Source organism: Marinobacter flavimaris (assembly GCF_045057155.1).
Classification (GTDB): domain Bacteria; phylum Pseudomonadota; class Gammaproteobacteria; order Pseudomonadales; family Oleiphilaceae; genus Marinobacter; species Marinobacter manganoxydans.
In genome coordinates this window covers 2,519,679-2,537,365 of the sequence record NZ_CP171359.1, presented here as the reverse complement: position 1 = coordinate 2,537,365, position 17,687 = coordinate 2,519,679, and the positions used below count along the sequence as shown (strand labels likewise).

Sequence of the window (17,687 nt, the reverse complement as noted above, 5' to 3'; positions counted from 1 at the left end):
CTGTCTTTCAAGTGTTACATGTAAACGCCGCCGTTAACGTTGATCTGCTGGCCGGTGATGTAATCGCCTTCCGCGGCCAGGAAGACCACGGCGCGGGCAATTTCCTCCGGCTTGCCAAACCGACCCATGGGAACCCTGGCAATGATCTGTTCACGGATATTCTCCGGGACCTGGGCCAGCATTTCGGTTTCGGTAAAGCCGGGCGCGATGGCGTTGACTGTGATGTTGTACTTGGCCATTTCCAGTGCCAGGGTCTTTGTAAACGCAATAATGCCCCCCTTGCTGGCCGCATAGTTGGCTTGCCCGAAGTTGCCCGCCTGCCCGACGAAAGAGGTGATGTTGATGATGCGACCGTATTTCTGATCCATCATGATCTTCAACACTTCGGAGCACGTGGCGTAGACGCTGCCCAGGTTGGTGTCGAGAACGTCGTTCCAATCGTCGTCGGTAAGCTTCTTCATGGACTTGTCTTTGGTGATGCCGGCGTTGTTCACCAGGATATCGATACGGCCCCACTGTTCCTGGACCTGGCGAACCAGGCTGCGCGCTTCCGGCATTTTTGACAGGTCTGCTTTGAAGGAGAGTGCCCGTACGCCGGTTGCCTCAATTTCCCTGGCAACTTCGTCGCCTTCAGGCTGACGTGAGCGGTAGTTGATGGCGACATCGGCGCCGCGTTGAGCAAGCTGAAGTGCGATGTGACGACCGATGCCGCGTGAGGCACCGGTTACGAGGGCGACCTTGCCCTTGAGGTCTTGCATGAAATCCTCCCTGGAGCGGTAGCCCGCTCTGGTTGTTATTCCTTATTATTAATCACCTCATTCAAGCTAGCAGAGCACCCGAGTCGCGACAAGAAAATGTGATACCCGTCACGCTTCGCGGATGAATGTCTTGAGCCGCGGCGCAATGGATTCGCGCCATTGGCTGCCATTGAAGACACCGTAATGGCCAACCCCCTCTTGCAGATGGTGCAGACGCCTGGCGTCCGGGATATTCACGCATAGTTTATGGGCGGCCCGGGTCTGCCCGGGGCTGGAAATGTCGTCTTTCTCGCCTTCAATCGTCATCAGTGCTGTTTTTTCGATAGCCGCCGGATTCACTTTTCGGCCCCGGTGCATGAAGCAGCCCCGGGCAAGGTGAAACTCCTGGAAGACACGCTGGATGGTGTCCAGGTAATAGGTGGCCGGCAGATCCATGACCGCGAGGTATTCGTCATAGAATTCACGATGACGTCTGATCTTTTCGACCTCCTTGTCACGCATGGACTTGAACAGGCCCCGGTAGGCATCAATGTGGCGGTCGAAGTTCATGTTCACGAATCCGGTCAGTTGCAGAAAGCCGGGATAAACCTTCCGCATGGCTCCCGGATAAGGCGCGGGCACAGGGTGAACCAGATTGCGCCGGAACCACGCCAGATTGTGTTTAGTGGCCAGTTCGCAGGGTGCCGTGGGATCAATACGTCCGTCGATGGGGCCGCTCATGAGAGCCAGCGAGCGCGGTGTTGCCGGGTTTTTATCTTCGGCCATGAGAGCGGTGGCTGCGAGCACCGGCACGACGGGCTGGCAAACCGCCAATACATGGGTGTCTGGCCCAAGCTGTTCAATAAAATCGATAACGTAGTCGATATAGTCGTCCAGCCCAAAGTCGCCAGCCGACAAGGGGACACGACAGGCATCACGCCAGTCGGTGATGTAGACGTCGTGGTCTGGCAGCATTTCCTTGACGGTACCCCGCAGCAGAGAGGCAAAGTGTCCGGAAAGCGGCGCAACGATCAGGAGTTTCGGGTCATCAGGCCGCGATACGCTGCGCTGGAAATGCTTGAGCTGGGCAAAGGGTTTGCGCTGGAGGATGACTTCACTGACGTCCACCTTTTCGCCATCGCACACTGTTGAGTGCAGATTGAAGGCCGGTTTCGGGTAGCGCCGGGTCAAATCGCCAAACACGCCATAGGCGGAGGCAATGCTGCGAGCGCCCGGTAAGCGGGATAAGGGGCTCAGGGGATGTCTGAGCAGTTTACTCTGTGCGTCTGTCGCGATACGCAAGGGCATCAGCGCTGCGCGGCTCATTTCATGGGCAAAATACATCATGATACTGTCCTGCTTGAGTTATGGAGTCCGGAAGTCAACGCAAAACTCAACAGCCATCGATTTCCGCGCTCGATCTTTGATACCCGATGCTGATAGAGATCCGGGCGAAACAGATACAATCTTCCAAAAAGGTTGAAAATGTTCTTGTCGCAAATGAATTCGCCACCGGCCTTGGGTTTGGCCAGAACCCAATTGAGTTTGTAGAGCCGGCCCTCGGAGACCATGTCCACGTGCGGGCCTACCTTGTGGCCTTCTGGATATCGGACCAGGTATATATTCAGGCGTCTGGAATGAAAGAGAATCCGGGTTTTTACTTTTGCAGGCATGGTAGTGGCATACGCTCTTGCAGAATCGCTATCAGCAGTTTGCGCGCTGTGCGGCCCGTTGGTCAATTATGGCCGGGAACTCGATCGTACAAAGATGAGGATTTGAACTGATGGCCAGAGCATCAGGTGGTCGCAAGCTTTTGCGATGGTTTTTGCTGCTATGCGCTGGCGCTATCGTGCTGGTCCTGTTGGTGGTTCTGATGTTCCGTTTCGTAAATCCACCCACCTCGGCCTTCATGGTGGGTTATCAGCTTCAGGGCACGAACAAATCCATCGCCCACGAATGGGTGCCCATGCGCGAGATCTCTCACTGGATGCCGCTGGCGGTAGTTGCCAGCGAGGATCAGCGATTCCCGCATCATGTGGGCGTGGATTTTGAGGCGGTTCGTCAGGCGCTCTCGGAGTATCGGGCCGGCGACGGGCTTCGAGGGGCCAGTACCATCACCCAGCAAACGGCCAAGAACCTCTTTCTATGGAGCGGGCGTAGTTTCATTCGCAAGGCCATCGAGGCGGGATTGGCGCTTATTATAGACGGCCTGTGGTCAAAACAGCGGGTACTGGAAGTTTATCTGAACATTGCCGAGTTTGGCCCAGGTATTTACGGGGTTGAAGCCGCAAGCTGGACATACTTCGGGAAGCCGGCGCGCCACCTCACTGAATATCAGGCTGCGCTGCTTGCCGCTGTACTCCCGAATCCGAAGGTTTTGAGTGTAAACGCCCCATCCTCTTATGTGCTGGAACGAGTGGCCTGGATTCGGGGCCAGATTGCACAGCTTGGTGCTGGATATCTGCGAGATCTCTAGTCTTGCAGATGAGCCGGTTTATTGGCGTGACCCCTGGCGCGTACTCGTTGATACTAGGGGTATTGCAGGACCACTTATTTCTAAAGGATCGCAAGAATGTCTCTCTTCCCCGACGACAACGGTGAGAACGACCTGTTCATGTCCCGAACAGATCCGGACAATCCGCTGGGCACCCATGCCCCTTACAGTTTCGAGCTGGAAGGCAAGGTCTGGCCAACCGTGGAACACTATTTCCAGGGCATGAAGTTCACCGACGACAACCGCCAGGAAAAGGTGCGCAACGCCGACACGCCCGGCAAGGCCGGAAAGCTAGGGCGCAAGCGCCACAAGAGCCTGCGGCGGGACTGGAAGCAGGTGCGCGAAACCGTTATGACACGGGGGATCTACGTGCGCTGCCGAACCCATCCCGAGCTGGCGGAGGCTCTGCTGGATACCGGCGACACGAAAATCGTTGAAAACAGCAATTTCGATTATTTCTGGGGCTGCGGCCGGGATCGTCGGGGCGATAACCGTTACGGAAAAGTGTTGATGAATGTGCGGGCCAGGTTGCGGGAGGAGCGGGCAGCGCAGGATTGAACTTCAACCTGCCCGCCACCTGCCGCACCAGTAGTGCAGGTCAATCGCTCTGCTTCAGGCCCATTTCCCAGAAATCGATTTCAAGCCGGGTGGCGTCGCTGAAAATCCGGGTTAGTTCCTTGAAGCGGGCAGGGGAGACATCGGCCAGTCGCTCATTGAGCCAGCTGATCTCAGCTCGCATCGCCTCCTGGAACTCGTCGCTCTCGTACATGGCGATCCAGGCATCGTAGGGGTTGTTCTCACCCCGAATCGTTTCCGCCCGGCTATTTAGCCAGTTGGCGATTTCACCGTAACCCACCATGCACGGTGACAGGGCCACGTGCAGGTCCAGCAGGTCGCCCCGGTTGCCGGTGTCCAGAACGTAGCGGGTGTAGGCCAGCGTGGCCCGGGCTTCCGGCAGGTCGGCCAGCTCTTGTTCGGAAATGCCCCATTCCTTGCAGTAGCTGACGTGCAGATCCAGTTCCACATCCACGATGGCCTGCAAACCCTCCTTGGCCTGGCGCAGGTCCGACAGGGTCCGGCTTTTATAGGCGGCCAGGGCAAAGGCACGGGCAAACTGGATCAGGAACAGGTAGTCCTGCTTGAGGTAATGCTGGAACGCTTCCGGCGCTAATGTCGCATTACCGAGTTGCTGCACAAAGCTGTGCTCGATGTAGGCTTGCCATTCGTTTTGGCAGCTCTTTTTCAGGTCTTCGAACTGATAAGGCATGCTTTCTCCTGGAGGACGATCGACTCAGTAACAGGAATTCGGTGACGAGTCCGGGTTGATTTCGCCGGCGACTTCTTCCGGATCAATGCCGTGACTGACCAGTACTTCCCGCACAAAATTCACCTGCGCGAGAATTCTGTCAGCATCGTCGCCGTATTCGAACCGATTGATTTCGACCGGTTGGGGCATGAAGGTAAAGGCGGTTTTCAGGGCGGTGAGCGTGTCTTCGTCGGCCATTGGCATACTCCTCTGCGGTTTGAGTTACACATGAGGAGTATACGCATGTCTTCCGGCAAAGGCCGATAGGCAGCCTTGGACTGGTCGTCTTGCTCGACGATGTGTCAGGTTCAGGCTCGCCGACGGCTGGCTGCCACCAGCGAACCAAGAACTACGAGCATCGCAGCCAGCGGAAGCCGCCAGTCTGGCGCGGCAATCCCGGCCAGTACCAGGAAAAGAGCGGCCAGCACAGGTACCGCATAGGCCAGGCTGCCCACCAGTGCGGTAGGGCCTTTCCTTAATGCCAGATCCCAGGCCACCATGGCCAGGCCATATGGACCCAGACCCAGGGCGACACCAGCGGCGAGCGCGGTTCCTGAAGGCAGCACATGGGCGGAGCCGGAAACGGTATCTGCGGCTGCGGCTCCGGCGCCAGCCAGAAGGAACAGGCCTGGCATGACAGGAGCGATCGCTACGGGTGTTGCCTGGCAGATCCAGGAGTAAAGAGCCCAGCAACCCCCAGCCAGAAGAGCCAGCCCGTAACCCGTCAGATTGCCCGAGAAACCATTATTCAGGGCCTCCGGGCCCAGCAGCAAAGCCGCGCCGGAAAAGGCAATCAGTGCCCCCGCAATAACCGGGAGGGCGATCCGCCGATGGAAGGCCCACTGGCTGATCAGGATGAACATGACCGGCCAGGTATAGGTGATCAATGACGCCTCTGCGGTGGGTGCCATGCCAAGCCCGGCCAGGTAGGCGCCGACCGCCCCCAGAACCAGCAAAGGCACAAGGCCGAAAATCACCAGTTTCCATTGCCAGGACACTTTCACAGATTTACGCGCTTCGCGGCTCCGGAAACTCATGGGCAGCACGGCCAGTGCGCCACTGATAAGGGCGATGGTCGTAAGTTGAAACGGAGGAATGGAGCGCGCTGCATCCACCAGCAGAGGTGCGACGGCCCACAGCACCACGGCAACCAGAGCCGCGATGATGCTCAGGATGTTTGGCAGACCGATGGTCGCGTTAAGAATCCTCATGGGCAGTCCTCCTTTAGCCGGTGTGTTGCGATCTGACAGTGGCAGGATATACTCGGATTAAGCATCACAAAAACAACAGTTATTGATAAAAAACATCACAGGAGTTGATGGATTGCGTCCCAGGATTCTTGATCTGAACGTGCTGCAAACGCTACTGGCCATTGCCGACACCGGAACGGTTACCGCCGCTGCAGACCGGCTTGCTTATACCCAGTCAACCGTGAGCATGCAGTTGCATCGACTGGAGTCCCTGCTGGAGGTGCCCCTTCACGAGCGGGAAGGGCGGCGGATACGGTTTACCGCGGAGGGCGAGCAGCTGATCGGTTATGCCCGGAAGATGCTGGCCCTGAACAACGAGGCATTGGATTCGCTTCGGCAGCGGCAGGTATCGGGGCAGCTGAGCCTGGGTATCCCGGAAGACTATGCGTTTTTGCTGACCTCCGTGCTCTCCCATTTCAGCCAGCTGTTTCCGGCGGTTCAGCTTCAGGTTATCTGCGGGTCGAGTGTCAGGCTTTTGCAGCAGGTGCAGGCCGGTGAGTTGGACCTGGCGGTTGTAACACGCCAGACCCGCTCCCCCGGGGGGGAAGTGATTCGCCGGGAGCCACTGGTGTGGGCGGTCGGCGCCGAGAAACAGCCGTCCCTCACAGATCCCATCCCTCTTGCGCTCTACTCGCCAGGTGCTGATGTGTTCAGGGAGGTGGCGGAGCAGGCGCTGTTTTCTGCGGGTCGGCAGTGGCGCCTGGCCTACTCAAGTCAGTCGATGACGGGGCTGATGCCAGTGGTAGTGGCCGGATTGGCGGTGGTGCCGGTAACCCGCGATATGCTCACGCCCCAGTTGCGTGTTCTGGACGAACGAAGCGGAATGCCGGCCCTGCAATCCATCGAGATGGCTCTGCACCGGCCATCGGGCCGCCCCACTGAACCTGCACGGCAGATGGCGGAGCTGATCCGGGAGCATCTGGCGGGAGATGGCTGATCTGTCCCCGTGTTAGGCTGACGATATCGTGTCTAAATGCAATGAACGGGATATGCCATGAAAACGATCAACATCGACATTGTTTCCGACATCGCCTGCCCCTGGTGTGCCATTGGCTACGCCCGCCTGGAGCAGGCCATGAAACAGCTGGCGTCTGAATACGAATTTGGCCTCCAATGGCATGCCTTTGAACTGAACCCGGATCATACGGGTGAGGGTGAGCCCATCCTGCCGGCTCTGGCCCGCAAGTACGGCCGGAGCGAGGATGAGATGCGCGCTACCCAAAACCAGATGATGACGATTGCGAAGGATCTGGGCCTCAATTTTGAGAAAATGCAGGAGCGTTTCACCTGCAACACCTTCGATGCCCATCGGCTGGTCAAGTGGGCTGCTGAGCAGGGCAAGCAGACGGAGATGAAGCAGGCGCTGTTCGAGGCCTATTTCGGAAAGGCAGAGGATGTTTCAGACCCGAACGTGTTACTGGGCTGCGTCGAGAGCCTTGGGCTGGATCGCGACAAGGCTAAGCAAATTCTGGATTCAGATGAATTCGCCGACGTGGTCCGGGAGGACGAAGCGACCTACCAGCAGGCCGGCGTTTCTGCCGTGCCGGCGTTCATCGTGAACGGTAAGTACCTGATTTCCGGCGCCCAGGAACCGGATACCCTGGTACAGGCATTCGAGGAAATCGGCGCAAAGCCTGAGTGAGCGCCTGAACTGGAGAGGAAATGCCGAAACCTTCCGAAGCCCGCCAGAAGGCCATTCTGGAGCGGCTGGATAAATTCAGCCGGTTCACCGACAGCAACATTGCTATCCCGTTTACCAATATAAAGATAGGTGCGGAGGCAGTGATTGGCCTGTTGCCCGTGGTGGGGGACGCCGTGGGCCTGGTACTGGGCGGGTACGTATTGGTGGAAGCGCAGAGGGCGGGCGCCAGCAAGGACGTCAAGCTTCGCATGCTGCGCAACATGGGCATTGATTTCCTCGGTGGCCTGCTGCCTGTGATAGGTGATGGCTTTGACGCGGTATACAAAGCCAACACCCGCAACACCCGCTTGCTGAGAAACTACCTGGAAAAAGAGTTGGCGATTGAACCACCCCCGCCGCCTTTCCCCTGGATGACCGTGATCTGGTTGTCCGTGCTGTTCGCTGTCGTTACGGGCGGTCTGACATTGATTCTCTAGGCCTGCTGCCGTCCCTCTGACGCTTTTAGTCGACTGAGTGTCGTATTGGTTCCTCCCGGCAACCTCAAAGAGGGCCACATTGGGGCTATCGACAACCCGGGAAGGGGGGGATAGCAATGGCTGTTAAATTCGAGCAAGCACTTCTGGATTATCCACAACAACGGGCAGGTGCGGCACGCCAGCCTGACAGCGTCGACCAGTCTGATCGACGCGTTCCCATCAACCTGCGCCAGTCTGGCCCTACGCCGGTGGAGATGCTGATTTCCACACGGGTTCGCAAGTCGCCTTACTGGCACCTGGCCTACGAGGCGGGCTGCTGGCGGGCGACGGTCTACAACCGTATGTATCACCCCCGGGGTTATGTCCGCCCGGAAGACGGCGGCGCCATGCTGGAATACGAGTCGCTGATCCACGACGTGACCATGTGGAATGTGGCGGTTGAGCGCCAGATCCAGGTTAAAGGTCCGGACGCCGAGCGGTTCGTGAATTACGTGATCACCCGGGATGCGACCAAGATCAAGCCCATGCGTGGCAAGTACGTCATCCTCTGCAATGAAGAGGGTGGCATCATCAATGATCCTGTTCTGCTGCGGGTCGCCGAGGACGAGTTCTGGTTCTCGCTCTCCGACAGCGATCTGGAGCTGTGGATGCGGGGCGTCAACATTGGCATGGGCTTCAATGTCACCATCGCGGAAATCGATGTGGCACCGGTGCAGATTCAGGGCCCGAAGTCCGAAGCGCTCATGGCGGACCTGTTTGGCGACGCCGTTCGGGACATTCCCTACTATGGCTTGATGGAAGGCCAGGTGGCCGGCCATGACGTGATCGTGTCCCAGACCGGCTTCACCGGAGAGAAGGGGTACGAGATTTACCTCAAGGAAGCGACGAAATACGCCGAGGACCTCTGGTACACCGTGCTTGCCGCGGGCGAGCCCCACAACCTTCGGGTCATCGCGCCCGCCCACCATCGCCGGATTGCCGCGGGTATTCTGTCCTGGGGCCAGGATGTGGATCAGGAAACCCTGCCGTTCCAGTGCAACCTGGCGTACCAGGTGCCACGCAACAAGGAGGCCGATTACATCGGCAAGCAAAAGCTTGAGAAGGTCCGTGAGCAATTGGACGCCGGTCGCCCGCCTTTCAGCCACATCATGGTGGGCATCCGTTTTGGCGGCGGCAAGGTGACTGACTACTCCAACGATTTCTGGCTGATCAGCGGCCCGGACGGCGGCGAAGCGGAGGGCTATGTTACCTCCCCCTGGTACTCCCCGGAGCTTGAGACCAACATCGCGCTGGCGTATGTGCCGTTTGACCTTCGGGCTGTCGGCACGCGGCTTACTGTGCATCTTCCTGTGGAATATGCCGCCGCGGATGGCTCAACCGCTGTGGAGGCGGAAGTGGTGGAAGTGCCCTTCCGGCCTTCGGTGAATCCCAACGCCCGGGAAAGAGCCCGGGCCAAGGGGATCGACTTCGCCGATTAACCGAACGGGAAGAACCGGCGATAGCAGCTGTCGGGTAAACACCGTTGGCAATGGGGTGCGCGGTTTATGACACTGGTTAGCGAAAGACAGGCGTTCAATCGGCCCGATGAGGAGGCAGCAGCACGGTTTCGTGATCTGGTGCGCTCGGCATCCATCGAGGCCACACCCCGCCAGATCCTGACGACAGAACATTTGCCGGATCTTCTGCCGGCGGGTACCTGCGTTTACGTGCCGTTCCTGCCAAAGGGGCAGTTCAGTGACACGCTGGAAGCGTCCCGTCGTCTGCTGGATCTGGGTATGCAGCCAGTGCCGCATGTGCCCGCCCGAATGGCCCAGAGCCGGGGGCAGTTGCGGGACTGGTTGGCCCAATTAGATGAAAGCGGGGTAGACCGTCTGCTGCTGATCGCGGGCGACAGCGATGCCGTGGCCGGCCCGTTTCCCGACACTTTGGCCGTGCTCGAATCGGGATTGTTGGCCCAGTTCCGGTTCCACGGTATCGGTGTTGCGGCTCATCCGGACGGCCATCCTATGGCGGATCGGGCAACCCTGGCTCAGGCATTGAGCGTCAAGCGTGAATACGCCCGTACGACCGCTACCAGGCTCTGGGTGGTCACCCAGTTCACCTTCGACGCTGAGGTGGTGATCGACTGGCTGCAAGGGCTGGGCAATATTCTGGAAGAAGTGCCTGTCTATATCGGCATGGCGGGCCCAACCCGGGTTAAAACGCTTATCGCTTATGCAGCTATGTGTGGGGTAGGCGCATCCGCACGTATGCTGCTTCGTCGCCCTGGCAGTGCCCGGATGCTGGGTGCCTGGAAACCCGACGATATGGTCCGGGCGCTGGTGCAGTACTGCCTGGAAAATCCGGAGACGTTGCTGCGGGGCATTCATCTGTTTCCGTTCGGAGGCCTGCGCCAGTCAGCGCAATGGATTCGGGATCACAGTGGGTCCTGCGAGAACAACAGGGAGGCAGTGCCATGAGTCTTCAGTACAGTAAACTCACACCCGACACGCCAGCGCCGTCCGAGTTTCCACCGCCGGGCACTCCGGATATCGAGATTGCCCGTTCGGTTCAGCCCCAGTCTATCCTGCTGTTGGCTCAGCAGCGTTTCGGGTTGCCGGCGGAGAGCCTGGTGCCCTTTGGCCATTACAAGGCAAAGCTGGACATGGCCTACGTGGATACGTCTGACTCGGCACCCAGAGGCAAGCTGGTACTGGTGACGGCCATTACGCCAACCCCGGCGGGGGAAGGTAAGACCACCACCAGTGTAGGGCTGAACGATGGCTTCAACCGGCTGGGTGTGCGTTCCTCCGTGTGTCTGCGGGAGCCGTCTCTGGGGCCCTGCTTTGGCATGAAGGGTGGTGCTGCCGGCGGAGGCCGGGCTCAGGTGATCCCGATGGAAGACATCAACCTGCATTTCAACGGCGACTTCCACGCCATTACCAGTGCTCATAACCTGCTGGCGTCACTGATCGATAATCACATTCACTGGGGCAATGAAGCCGGGCTGGATCCGCGTTACATAAGCTGGCGCAGAGTCATGGATATAACCGACCGGTCGCTGCGAAACATGGTCTGTGGCCTGGGCGGAGCGGCACATGGCGTGCCCCGTGAGACCGGGTTCGATATCACGGTGTCATCGGAAATCATGGCCATCCTTTGCCTGGCGGATGGCCGGGCGGATCTGAAGCAGCGCCTGGGAAATATCATCGTTGGACGGCGCTCGGACATGTCGCCGGTAACCGTTCGTGATCTGGGTGTCGAGGGTTCACTCACCGTACTGCTGAAAGAAGCCCTGCAGCCAAACCTGGTGCAGAGCCTGGAGCACAATCCGGTGTTTATTCATGGTGGGCCCTTTGCCAATATCGCCCACGGGTGCAATTCCGTCACCGCAACCCGGGCTGCGCTGGCCCTGAACGACGTGGTGGTTACCGAGGCGGGCTTTGGTGCCGATCTGGGCGCGGAAAAGTTCATTGATATCAAGTGCCGGCACACGGGATTGCGCCCGGATGCCGCCGTAGTGGTCTGCACCATTCGGGCTCTCAAAATGCAGGGCGGTATTCCCCGCAGCCAACTGGGGATTCCCGACCTGGCGGCGCTGCGAAAAGGGGCGGCCAACCTTGAGCGGCATATCCGCAATCTGCAGCAGTTTGGCCTGACCCCGGTGGTGTGCATCAACCGTTTCCCGGATGACACCGAGGAGGAGATGGCGCTGGTCCAGTCCATCAGCGAGGAGCTGGGCGTGCGGGCAGTGCCCGCGGATCACTGGGCAACCGGTGGTGAAGGCGCCACTGAGCTGGCCCAGGCGGTGCTGGACCAGATGGATGAGGGCAAACCGGAGGTGAAATTCCTCTATGAAGACAGCCTGCCCCTGGCGGAAAAGATTCGCACGATTGCCACCCGTATCTACCATGCCGGAAGCGTGGAGTTCACAACGATCGCCAAACGACAGCTGGAGGAATACGAGAGCCTGGGCTTTGGCCACCTGCCGGTGTGCATTGCCAAGACCCAGTACAGCTTCTCGGTGGACTCGTCGGTGAAGGGCGCGCCGTCCGGGCATATGTTGCCGGTGAGGGAAGTGCGCCTGGCGGCCGGAGCCGGGTTCGTGGTGGCGGTCTGTGGTGACATTATGACCATGCCGGGGCTGCCACGGCGCCCCGCTGCCCTGGACATTGCGCTGGATGAAAATGGCCTGGTGGTGGGGTTAACCTGAGACTGGGTTTAACTTGGGACAGTGTGCCCCGGGGAATCCTCAAAGGTTCCGTAAGTGGGCTCGGTCCTGGCCCGCTTCAGGGCCTGCAGGGATGAAGACGGTAAACTGGCCATGGTGTCGGTCAGGAGGCCGTCCGCCCTGGCCGGAGTAAAGACTTCCATCCGTTCATACTTGGGCGCGCGCCCCATGGTCTTGCGATAACAACGGCTGAAGTGGGTGGCGGAAACGAAACCGCACATGGAGGCAATTTCCACGATCGAACAGGAAGTCTGCTTGAGCAGACGGCGCGCCCGGTTCAGCCGCACTCTCAGGTAATAGCGCGACGGCGTGCACCCCATGTGCTTCAGGAACAGCCGCTCCAGTTGCCGGCGTGAAATGCCTGCCAGAGTCGCCAGTTCCTGCAGTTCGATCGGCTCTTCGATATTGGATTCCATCAGCTGGGCAGCTTCCGCCAGCTTGGGTTGCGCCCGGGCCAGGCCCGGATGCATGGGCATGGGCTGTTGCTCACTCTCCTCCCGGACCCGGTCGCAGACAAACATGTGGGATATGGCATTGCTGAGCTCCTGGCCATGCCGCCGTGCCAGGAAGCTGAGCATCATGTGCATTGGCACCGTGCCTCCGGTGCAGGTCATGCGTTCACGCTCGACCGTAAACAGGCGGTTGTTGGTCTGAACCCGGGGAAAGTCTTCCTGCATGGCTTCCAGGCATTCCCAGTGGGCACTGCAGGCGTAGCCGTCGAGCAGACCGGCACTGGCCAGCACATAGGGGCCGGTACAGACCGCTCCCAGCAGGACATGCTGCCGGGCCATCTGTTTCAGCCTGTGCGCTTCCTTGCGTGAGAAACTGCGGGTGACATCAATCCCGGCGACCACGATGACCAGATCAAAGCTGTGCGCTTCCTGAATGGAGGCATCCGGGACCATGGTGATGCCGTCACTGGCGCGGGCGTAATCGCCCTCGGCCGTAAGCAGTTGCCAGGAATAGAGTTCGGTGCCTGCCAGCTGGTTGGCCATTCGCAGAGGTTCAACCGCCGTGGCAAGGGCAATCAGGGTAAAGTTGTCGATCAGCAGGAAGCCGACCCGATAGGGCTGCTGGACGGGCTTGTCTGTTTGCGAACCGGTATCAGTGGTCATAAACAACCCCCTTTGCCCTGCCTGGGCCAGTTGCGCCGGCCAATACCCGGAATGTCCGTACCGACCACCCCAACCTGAACACTAGCTGTTGCATCCGGGTCGTGCAATAAGTGATCAATTCCATACTCCTTTTATTCTATGACGGGGGCAATAATGCGGATGGTCCACATGCGACACGGTGCATGCCAGGATGGACTCAACGCGACGTGTCCTGCTGTCGGAAATCATCGTTTCCATGTCGCCAAAAAGCATGCGATTGGCCTCGATTGGCGCTAGTGTTGAATTACGTTCCTCAACAGGAGGCCACACATTGGCAGTCAGTCTGTTTGAGCTGTTCAAGGTTGGTATTGGCCCCTCCAGTTCCCACACAGTGGGACCCATGGAGGCGGCCAGAAGATTTGCCGGGTCTCTTGTGAGTGAGGGTCTGCTTTCTTCTGTCGGTCGGCTCAAGGTGTCCCTTTACGGGTCTCTCGGTGCCACCGGCAAGGGGCATGGCACCGGCCCTGCGGTAATGATGGGACTGGAAGGTGAACGACCAGACAAGATCGACCCGGCGGTAATGCCGGCTCGTCTTGAGCAGATCCGCGACCGTGGAAACCTCTTGCTTGCAGGGCAGCAGGCCATTGAATTCCGTGAGAATACCGACCTGGTCTATTACCGCCGCAAATCCCTTCCCGAGCACCCCAACGGCATGACCTGTCAGGCTTTCGACCGCGACGGGCAGTGCCTGTTCGAGAAAAGCTATTATTCGGTCGGCGGTGGGTTCGTGGTGGATGCAACCGTTGAGGGCACCCTGAAGGTGCGCGAGGATGACACCCCACAGCCATACCCATTCAGCAGTGCCAGGGTGTTGCTGGAGCTGTGTCGGGAACACAACCTGGCCATTGCCGACATTATGTCTGCCAACGAACAGGCGTGGCGCACGCAAGAGGAGGTTCGTAGCAGCATTCTGGCGCTATGGCAGGTGATGCGGGAGTGCGTACAGAGCGGCATTCAGCACGAGGGCGAGTTGCCCGGTGGCCTCAAGGTCCGGCGCAGGGCCGCGTCGCTGTATCGGTCGCTGATGGACAAGCAGCGGGTGGACCTGATTTCACCTTCCCTGAGTGCACTGGACTGGGTAAACCTCTATGCCCTGGCCGTCAATGAGGAAAATGCCGCCGGCGGGCGGATTGTGACGGCGCCCACCAACGGCGCAGCAGGGATTATCCCCGCCGTGCTTCACTATTACTGGGAATTCTGTCCCCGGGCGGACGAGGACGGCATTGTGCGTTTCATGCTCACCGCCGGTGCCATTGGTGTGCTGTTCAAGGAAAATGCGTCCATTTCCGGGGCCGAGGTGGGCTGCCAGGGCGAAGTGGGTTCGGCCTGTGCCATGGCCGCGGCCGGGCTTGCTGCGGCAACGGGCGGTTCACCGGAACAGGTAGAAAATGCCGCGGAAATCGGTATGGAGCATCATCTGGGCATGACCTGCGACCCCATCGGTGGGCTGGTGCAGATTCCCTGCATCGAGCGCAACGCCATGGCCTCGGTTAAGGCTATCGATGCCGCCATCATGGCCCTGAGGGGTGACGGCAAGCATTACGTTTCGCTCGACAAGGTTCTACACACCATGCGGGAAACCGGTCGCGATATGCTGGATAAATACAAGGAAACCGCCAGGGGAGGGCTGGCGGTCAACATCATTGAGTGTTGACCACCGCGCCTCTTCTCTGAACCCGGTCAGGATTTGACTCGCTCGTTGTCCGGATCAAACAGTGCCCGGTAACCCACCGCTTCGATTCGGATAGGGTAGTGCTCCTGGAAGTATTCCAGGGTGAGCTCACGCCCTTCCTGGGCGTACTCGACGGGGATGTAACCCAGCAGAATGATCTTCCTCACCGAAGGCCCCCACGCCACACTGGTGTTGTAAGAGCGGCGGCCGTGGCTATCCACCAGCACTTCACCGGTTTGTGGGTCCAGAATCGGCCATTGGCCAACCGGGTAGCGCAGAATGCCGTTGGCATCCCGGTGCTCGGTCATGGTCATCGTGCACAGGTAGGCCGATTGCCGTGGCCACTCCCGTTGCTCCAGATACGCGGCCTTGCCGTGAAAATCGGCTTCTTTGACCTTGGGTCGTTGCAAACCGGCTTCGTAGAGATTGTATTCCGTTTCCAGGTCCACGTTCTGCAGTCGCAGGCTCTTCTCCAGGCGACGGGTATTGGCGTAGGTTTCAATGCCCACCGGCGTAACGCCCGCATCGTAGAGCAGGTCCCAGATTCTCAGGCCATAGCTGAAGGGGAAATAGAGCTCCCAGCCCTGCTCGCCCACGTAGGATATTCGGAAGGCCCAGACCGGGACCCCTCGAATGTTCAGTTCCCGGACGGTGGCAAACGGGAAATTGTCCGCGGACAACTGGTCCGGGTCGGTAACGAACTGGGCCAATGTCTCCCGGGCCTTTGGTCCCCAGAGGCCAAGGGTCGCCAGTTCGTCCGTGCGGTCATGCACCTGGATGTTGTCCAGCCCCTTCTCCCGGGCCATACGGGTGATCCAGCAATAGTCCCGATGGCCGGTGTCGCCGCCGCAGACGACCCGATAGTCTTGCGCGCCCCGCCGAATGATGGTCAGGTCGGAACGCACGCCCCCGCGCTCGTCGAGGAAATGGGTGTAGACACCTTTGCCGTTGGGCGTGGTACCGCCGACTTTGGCAACCGACAGATATTCCAGCAGCGCTTCGGCGTTATCACCGGAAATGTCGAAGATGGCGAAGTGCGAGAGATTGATCATGCCCACGGATTCGCTCATCTCAAGCTGTTCGGCGTTGGATACCTCCCAGAAGTGCCGGGCGTCCCATTCGTGTTCCCGCACCGGGATCCGGTCGCGGTATTTCGCCAGCAGGGTGGACTCGTTGGCTGCATAACCGTGAGCACGCTCCCAGCCTGCGGCCTCCATGAAGTAAGCACCCAGACCCACTTCCCTCAGGTAGAAAGGGCTGGTTCGCATCTTGCGACCGGTAAGGTACGGCTCACGGGGGTGAACCGCCGGGGTGTAGATCTTTTTGGCCGTCTCGTAGCAGCGGTTGTACACGTAGTCCGGGGTTTTCTGCAGCGGGTAATGACGCGCAATATCGATACTGTGGGGATCCATCTGCGGGGAGCCGTGGGTCATCCAGTCGGCCAGGACCTTGCCCGCTCCCGGGCCGTCCTTGACCCAGACCGCCTCGCAGAACCACAGGTTACGGACTTCCGGGGATTCGCCCATGAGTGAACCGCCATCCGGTGTGACCGACAGCAGGCCGTTGAAAGAGTGTTTCTCTTCCCAGCCCAGTTCGCCGAGGATCGGCGTCATCTCAATGGCTTTTTCGTAGGCGTCCATGACCTGGTCCAGTGAAAGATCCCGCATTGAGGGGGACATCCGCGCATCACCGGGCTCCGCAATGGCGCCGGGGTAGACCAGCCGCGGGTTTTCCGCTTCGTAATAGCCCCACTCGATACGGCCGCCTTCGGTGGTGGTCGGGTCGCCGGTGTCCCGCACATAGGCGGAATTACCCTGGTCGCGGAACAGGGGATAGACAATCTGCTTGCCGGTGCCATTGAGCTCTTCGTAGGGCCCGAAAAACAGCAACGGATGCTCCAGTGGCATCAGTGGCAGGGGCGCGTTCGCGGTGTTGGCCATCAGGGGCCCCCATATGCCCATGGAGAGAACGACGTATTCGGTCTCAATGTAGCCCTTGTGGGTTTCCACGCCACGTACCTGGCCGTCCTGGACATCAATGCGGATGGCCGGCGTGTAGGCAAAGGCCTGCAGTTTGCCGGTGGCCACGGCTTCTTCCACCAGGTCGCCGGCAACACTCTGGGAGCGGGGCACTACCAGCCCGGCATCCGGATCCCACATCGCGCCCTGGATCTGACTTTCGTCCAGCAATGGAAACAGCTCCTTTGCCTGTTTGGGCGAGATCATGCTGACATTGGTGCCGAACGCTTTTCCGGAACCCACCTTGCGACGAAGCTCGTCCATCCGCTCGTCGTCGTCAGACCGGGCCACTTCCATGCCGCCGCATTTCACGTAATTGCCGCGTTTTTCGTAAAACGCCTGGCTGTACTTGGTGGTGTAAATGTTCAGCTTGTCGTGGGAAGTGGTGAAGCAGAAATCCGAGGCGTGGGAGGTGGAGCCGATGTCGGAGGGAATGGCGGATTTTTCCAGCCCTACGATGTCATCCCAGCCCTGTTCGATCAGGTGGTGTGCTACCGAGGAGCCAACGATACCGCCCTGGCCAATGATTACGACTCTTGCACGTTTCGGTAGTTGTGCCATTTTGGTTCCCCTTTGCCTGCAATGAACGCCCTCGCGCTGCCGCATATCGGCCAGGGCCCTGATTCAATGTGGCTCTAATTGCTCAGTGCAGGTGAATCCAATACGACACCGAGTTGTCCAAAAACGGCAGAGGCAGCCCCGAAGAATCCGGGCCACCGGCTGGCCCA

General features: G+C 59.3%; 17 protein-coding genes. 9 read left to right on the top strand and 8 right to left on the bottom strand.

Annotated features, from left to right (window positions below; genetic code table 11):
* Nucleotides 1-14 precede the first annotated feature (14 nt).
* The 3 genes from fabG to ACGK9W_RS11940 all read right to left on the bottom strand — a co-directional run bounded on the left by fabG (nt 15) and on the right by ACGK9W_RS11940 (nt 2,410).
* Nucleotides 15-758, bottom strand: a complete 744-nt coding sequence (fabG, locus tag ACGK9W_RS11950; RefSeq protein ID WP_008172421.1) for a 3-oxoacyl-[acyl-carrier-protein] reductase — start codon at nt 756-758, stop codon at nt 15-17.
* A 108-nt stretch (nt 759-866) separates the two neighbouring features.
* A complete protein-coding gene (locus tag ACGK9W_RS11945; protein WP_039881948.1) occupies nt 867-2,084 on the bottom strand; it encodes a polyhydroxyalkanoate depolymerase in 1,218 nt (405 codons plus the stop codon).
* Nucleotides 2,081-2,410 carry a 2OG-Fe(II) oxygenase gene (locus tag ACGK9W_RS11940; RefSeq protein ID WP_008172419.1) on the bottom strand — a complete coding sequence of 110 codons (330 nt, stop codon included), beginning with the start codon at nt 2,408-2,410 and terminating at the stop codon, nt 2,081-2,083. Before ACGK9W_RS11940 ends, ACGK9W_RS11945 begins: the two co-directional genes overlap by 4 nt.
* Nucleotides 2,411-2,520: 110 nt before the next feature.
* On the opposite strand from ACGK9W_RS11940, the gene mtgA reads away from it, so the two are divergent.
* Nucleotides 2,521-3,213 (top strand): monofunctional biosynthetic peptidoglycan transglycosylase, encoded by a 693-nt coding sequence (gene mtgA / locus ACGK9W_RS11935; RefSeq protein WP_008172418.1) that lies wholly within the window; start codon nt 2,521-2,523, stop codon nt 3,211-3,213.
* 96 nt (nt 3,214-3,309) lie between these two features.
* Nucleotides 3,310-3,789, top strand: coding sequence for an NADAR family protein (locus ACGK9W_RS11930; protein ID WP_008172417.1), 480 nt, complete (start codon nt 3,310-3,312; stop codon nt 3,787-3,789).
* A 40-nt stretch (nt 3,790-3,829) separates the two neighbouring features.
* On the opposite strand, the gene tenA is transcribed toward ACGK9W_RS11930, so the two are convergent.
* From tenA to ACGK9W_RS11915, 3 genes are all read right to left on the bottom strand, one after another.
* A complete protein-coding gene (tenA, locus tag ACGK9W_RS11925; RefSeq protein WP_008172416.1) occupies nt 3,830-4,498 on the bottom strand; it encodes a thiaminase II in 669 nt (222 codons plus the stop codon).
* A gap of 24 nt (nt 4,499-4,522) precedes the next feature.
* Nucleotides 4,523-4,735 (bottom strand): hypothetical protein, encoded by a 213-nt coding sequence (locus ACGK9W_RS11920; RefSeq protein ID WP_008172415.1) that lies wholly within the window; start codon nt 4,733-4,735, stop codon nt 4,523-4,525.
* A gap of 110 nt (nt 4,736-4,845) precedes the next feature.
* The gene (locus ACGK9W_RS11915) at nt 4,846-5,748 is read right to left on the bottom strand and encodes a DMT family transporter (protein WP_405416942.1); all 903 of its coding nucleotides are present in this window, start codon (nt 5,746-5,748) and stop codon (nt 4,846-4,848) included.
* A 112-nt stretch (nt 5,749-5,860) separates the two neighbouring features.
* On the opposite strand from ACGK9W_RS11915, the gene ACGK9W_RS11910 reads away from it, so the two are divergent.
* From ACGK9W_RS11910 to ACGK9W_RS11885, 6 genes are all read left to right on the top strand, one after another.
* Nucleotides 5,861-6,724 carry a LysR substrate-binding domain-containing protein gene (locus ACGK9W_RS11910; protein ID WP_053112838.1) on the top strand — a complete coding sequence of 288 codons (864 nt, stop codon included), beginning with the start codon at nt 5,861-5,863 and terminating at the stop codon, nt 6,722-6,724.
* Between the two features lie 57 nt (nt 6,725-6,781).
* Nucleotides 6,782-7,429, top strand: coding sequence for a DsbA family oxidoreductase (locus tag ACGK9W_RS11905; protein WP_104270620.1), 648 nt, complete (start codon nt 6,782-6,784; stop codon nt 7,427-7,429).
* Nucleotides 7,430-7,449: 20 nt separating this feature from the next.
* Nucleotides 7,450-7,905 (top strand): DUF4112 domain-containing protein, encoded by a 456-nt coding sequence (locus tag ACGK9W_RS11900; protein WP_008172410.1) that lies wholly within the window; start codon nt 7,450-7,452, stop codon nt 7,903-7,905.
* Nucleotides 7,906-8,021: 116 nt separating this feature from the next.
* Entirely contained in the window at nt 8,022-9,383 is a 1,362-nt protein-coding gene (locus tag ACGK9W_RS11895) for a glycine cleavage T C-terminal barrel domain-containing protein (protein ID WP_286804020.1), read from the top strand.
* 66 nt (nt 9,384-9,449) lie between these two features.
* Nucleotides 9,450-10,364 (top strand): methylenetetrahydrofolate reductase, encoded by a 915-nt coding sequence (locus ACGK9W_RS11890; RefSeq protein ID WP_053112834.1) that lies wholly within the window; start codon nt 9,450-9,452, stop codon nt 10,362-10,364.
* Nucleotides 10,361-12,097, top strand: coding sequence for a formate--tetrahydrofolate ligase (locus tag ACGK9W_RS11885; RefSeq protein WP_008172404.1), 1,737 nt, complete (start codon nt 10,361-10,363; stop codon nt 12,095-12,097). Before ACGK9W_RS11890 ends, ACGK9W_RS11885 begins: the two co-directional genes overlap by 4 nt.
* Before the next feature lie 8 nt (nt 12,098-12,105).
* Here the strand turns inward: ACGK9W_RS11885 and ACGK9W_RS11880 are convergent, their stop codons facing one another.
* Nucleotides 12,106-13,230: a GlxA family transcriptional regulator gene (locus tag ACGK9W_RS11880; RefSeq protein WP_405416938.1), complete on the bottom strand. Its 1,125-nt coding sequence runs from the start codon at nt 13,228-13,230 to the stop codon at nt 12,106-12,108.
* A gap of 310 nt (nt 13,231-13,540) precedes the next feature.
* Between ACGK9W_RS11880 and ACGK9W_RS11875 the strand changes: the two genes are divergently transcribed.
* Nucleotides 13,541-14,923: an L-serine ammonia-lyase gene (locus tag ACGK9W_RS11875; RefSeq protein ID WP_008172400.1), complete on the top strand. Its 1,383-nt coding sequence runs from the start codon at nt 13,541-13,543 to the stop codon at nt 14,921-14,923.
* A gap of 26 nt (nt 14,924-14,949) precedes the next feature.
* Here ACGK9W_RS11875 and ACGK9W_RS11870 read toward each other — a convergent pair whose 3' ends face one another.
* Entirely contained in the window at nt 14,950-17,520 is a 2,571-nt protein-coding gene (locus tag ACGK9W_RS11870; RefSeq protein WP_053112832.1) for an FAD-dependent oxidoreductase, read from the bottom strand.
* Between the last annotated feature and the right edge of the window lie 167 nt (nt 17,521-17,687).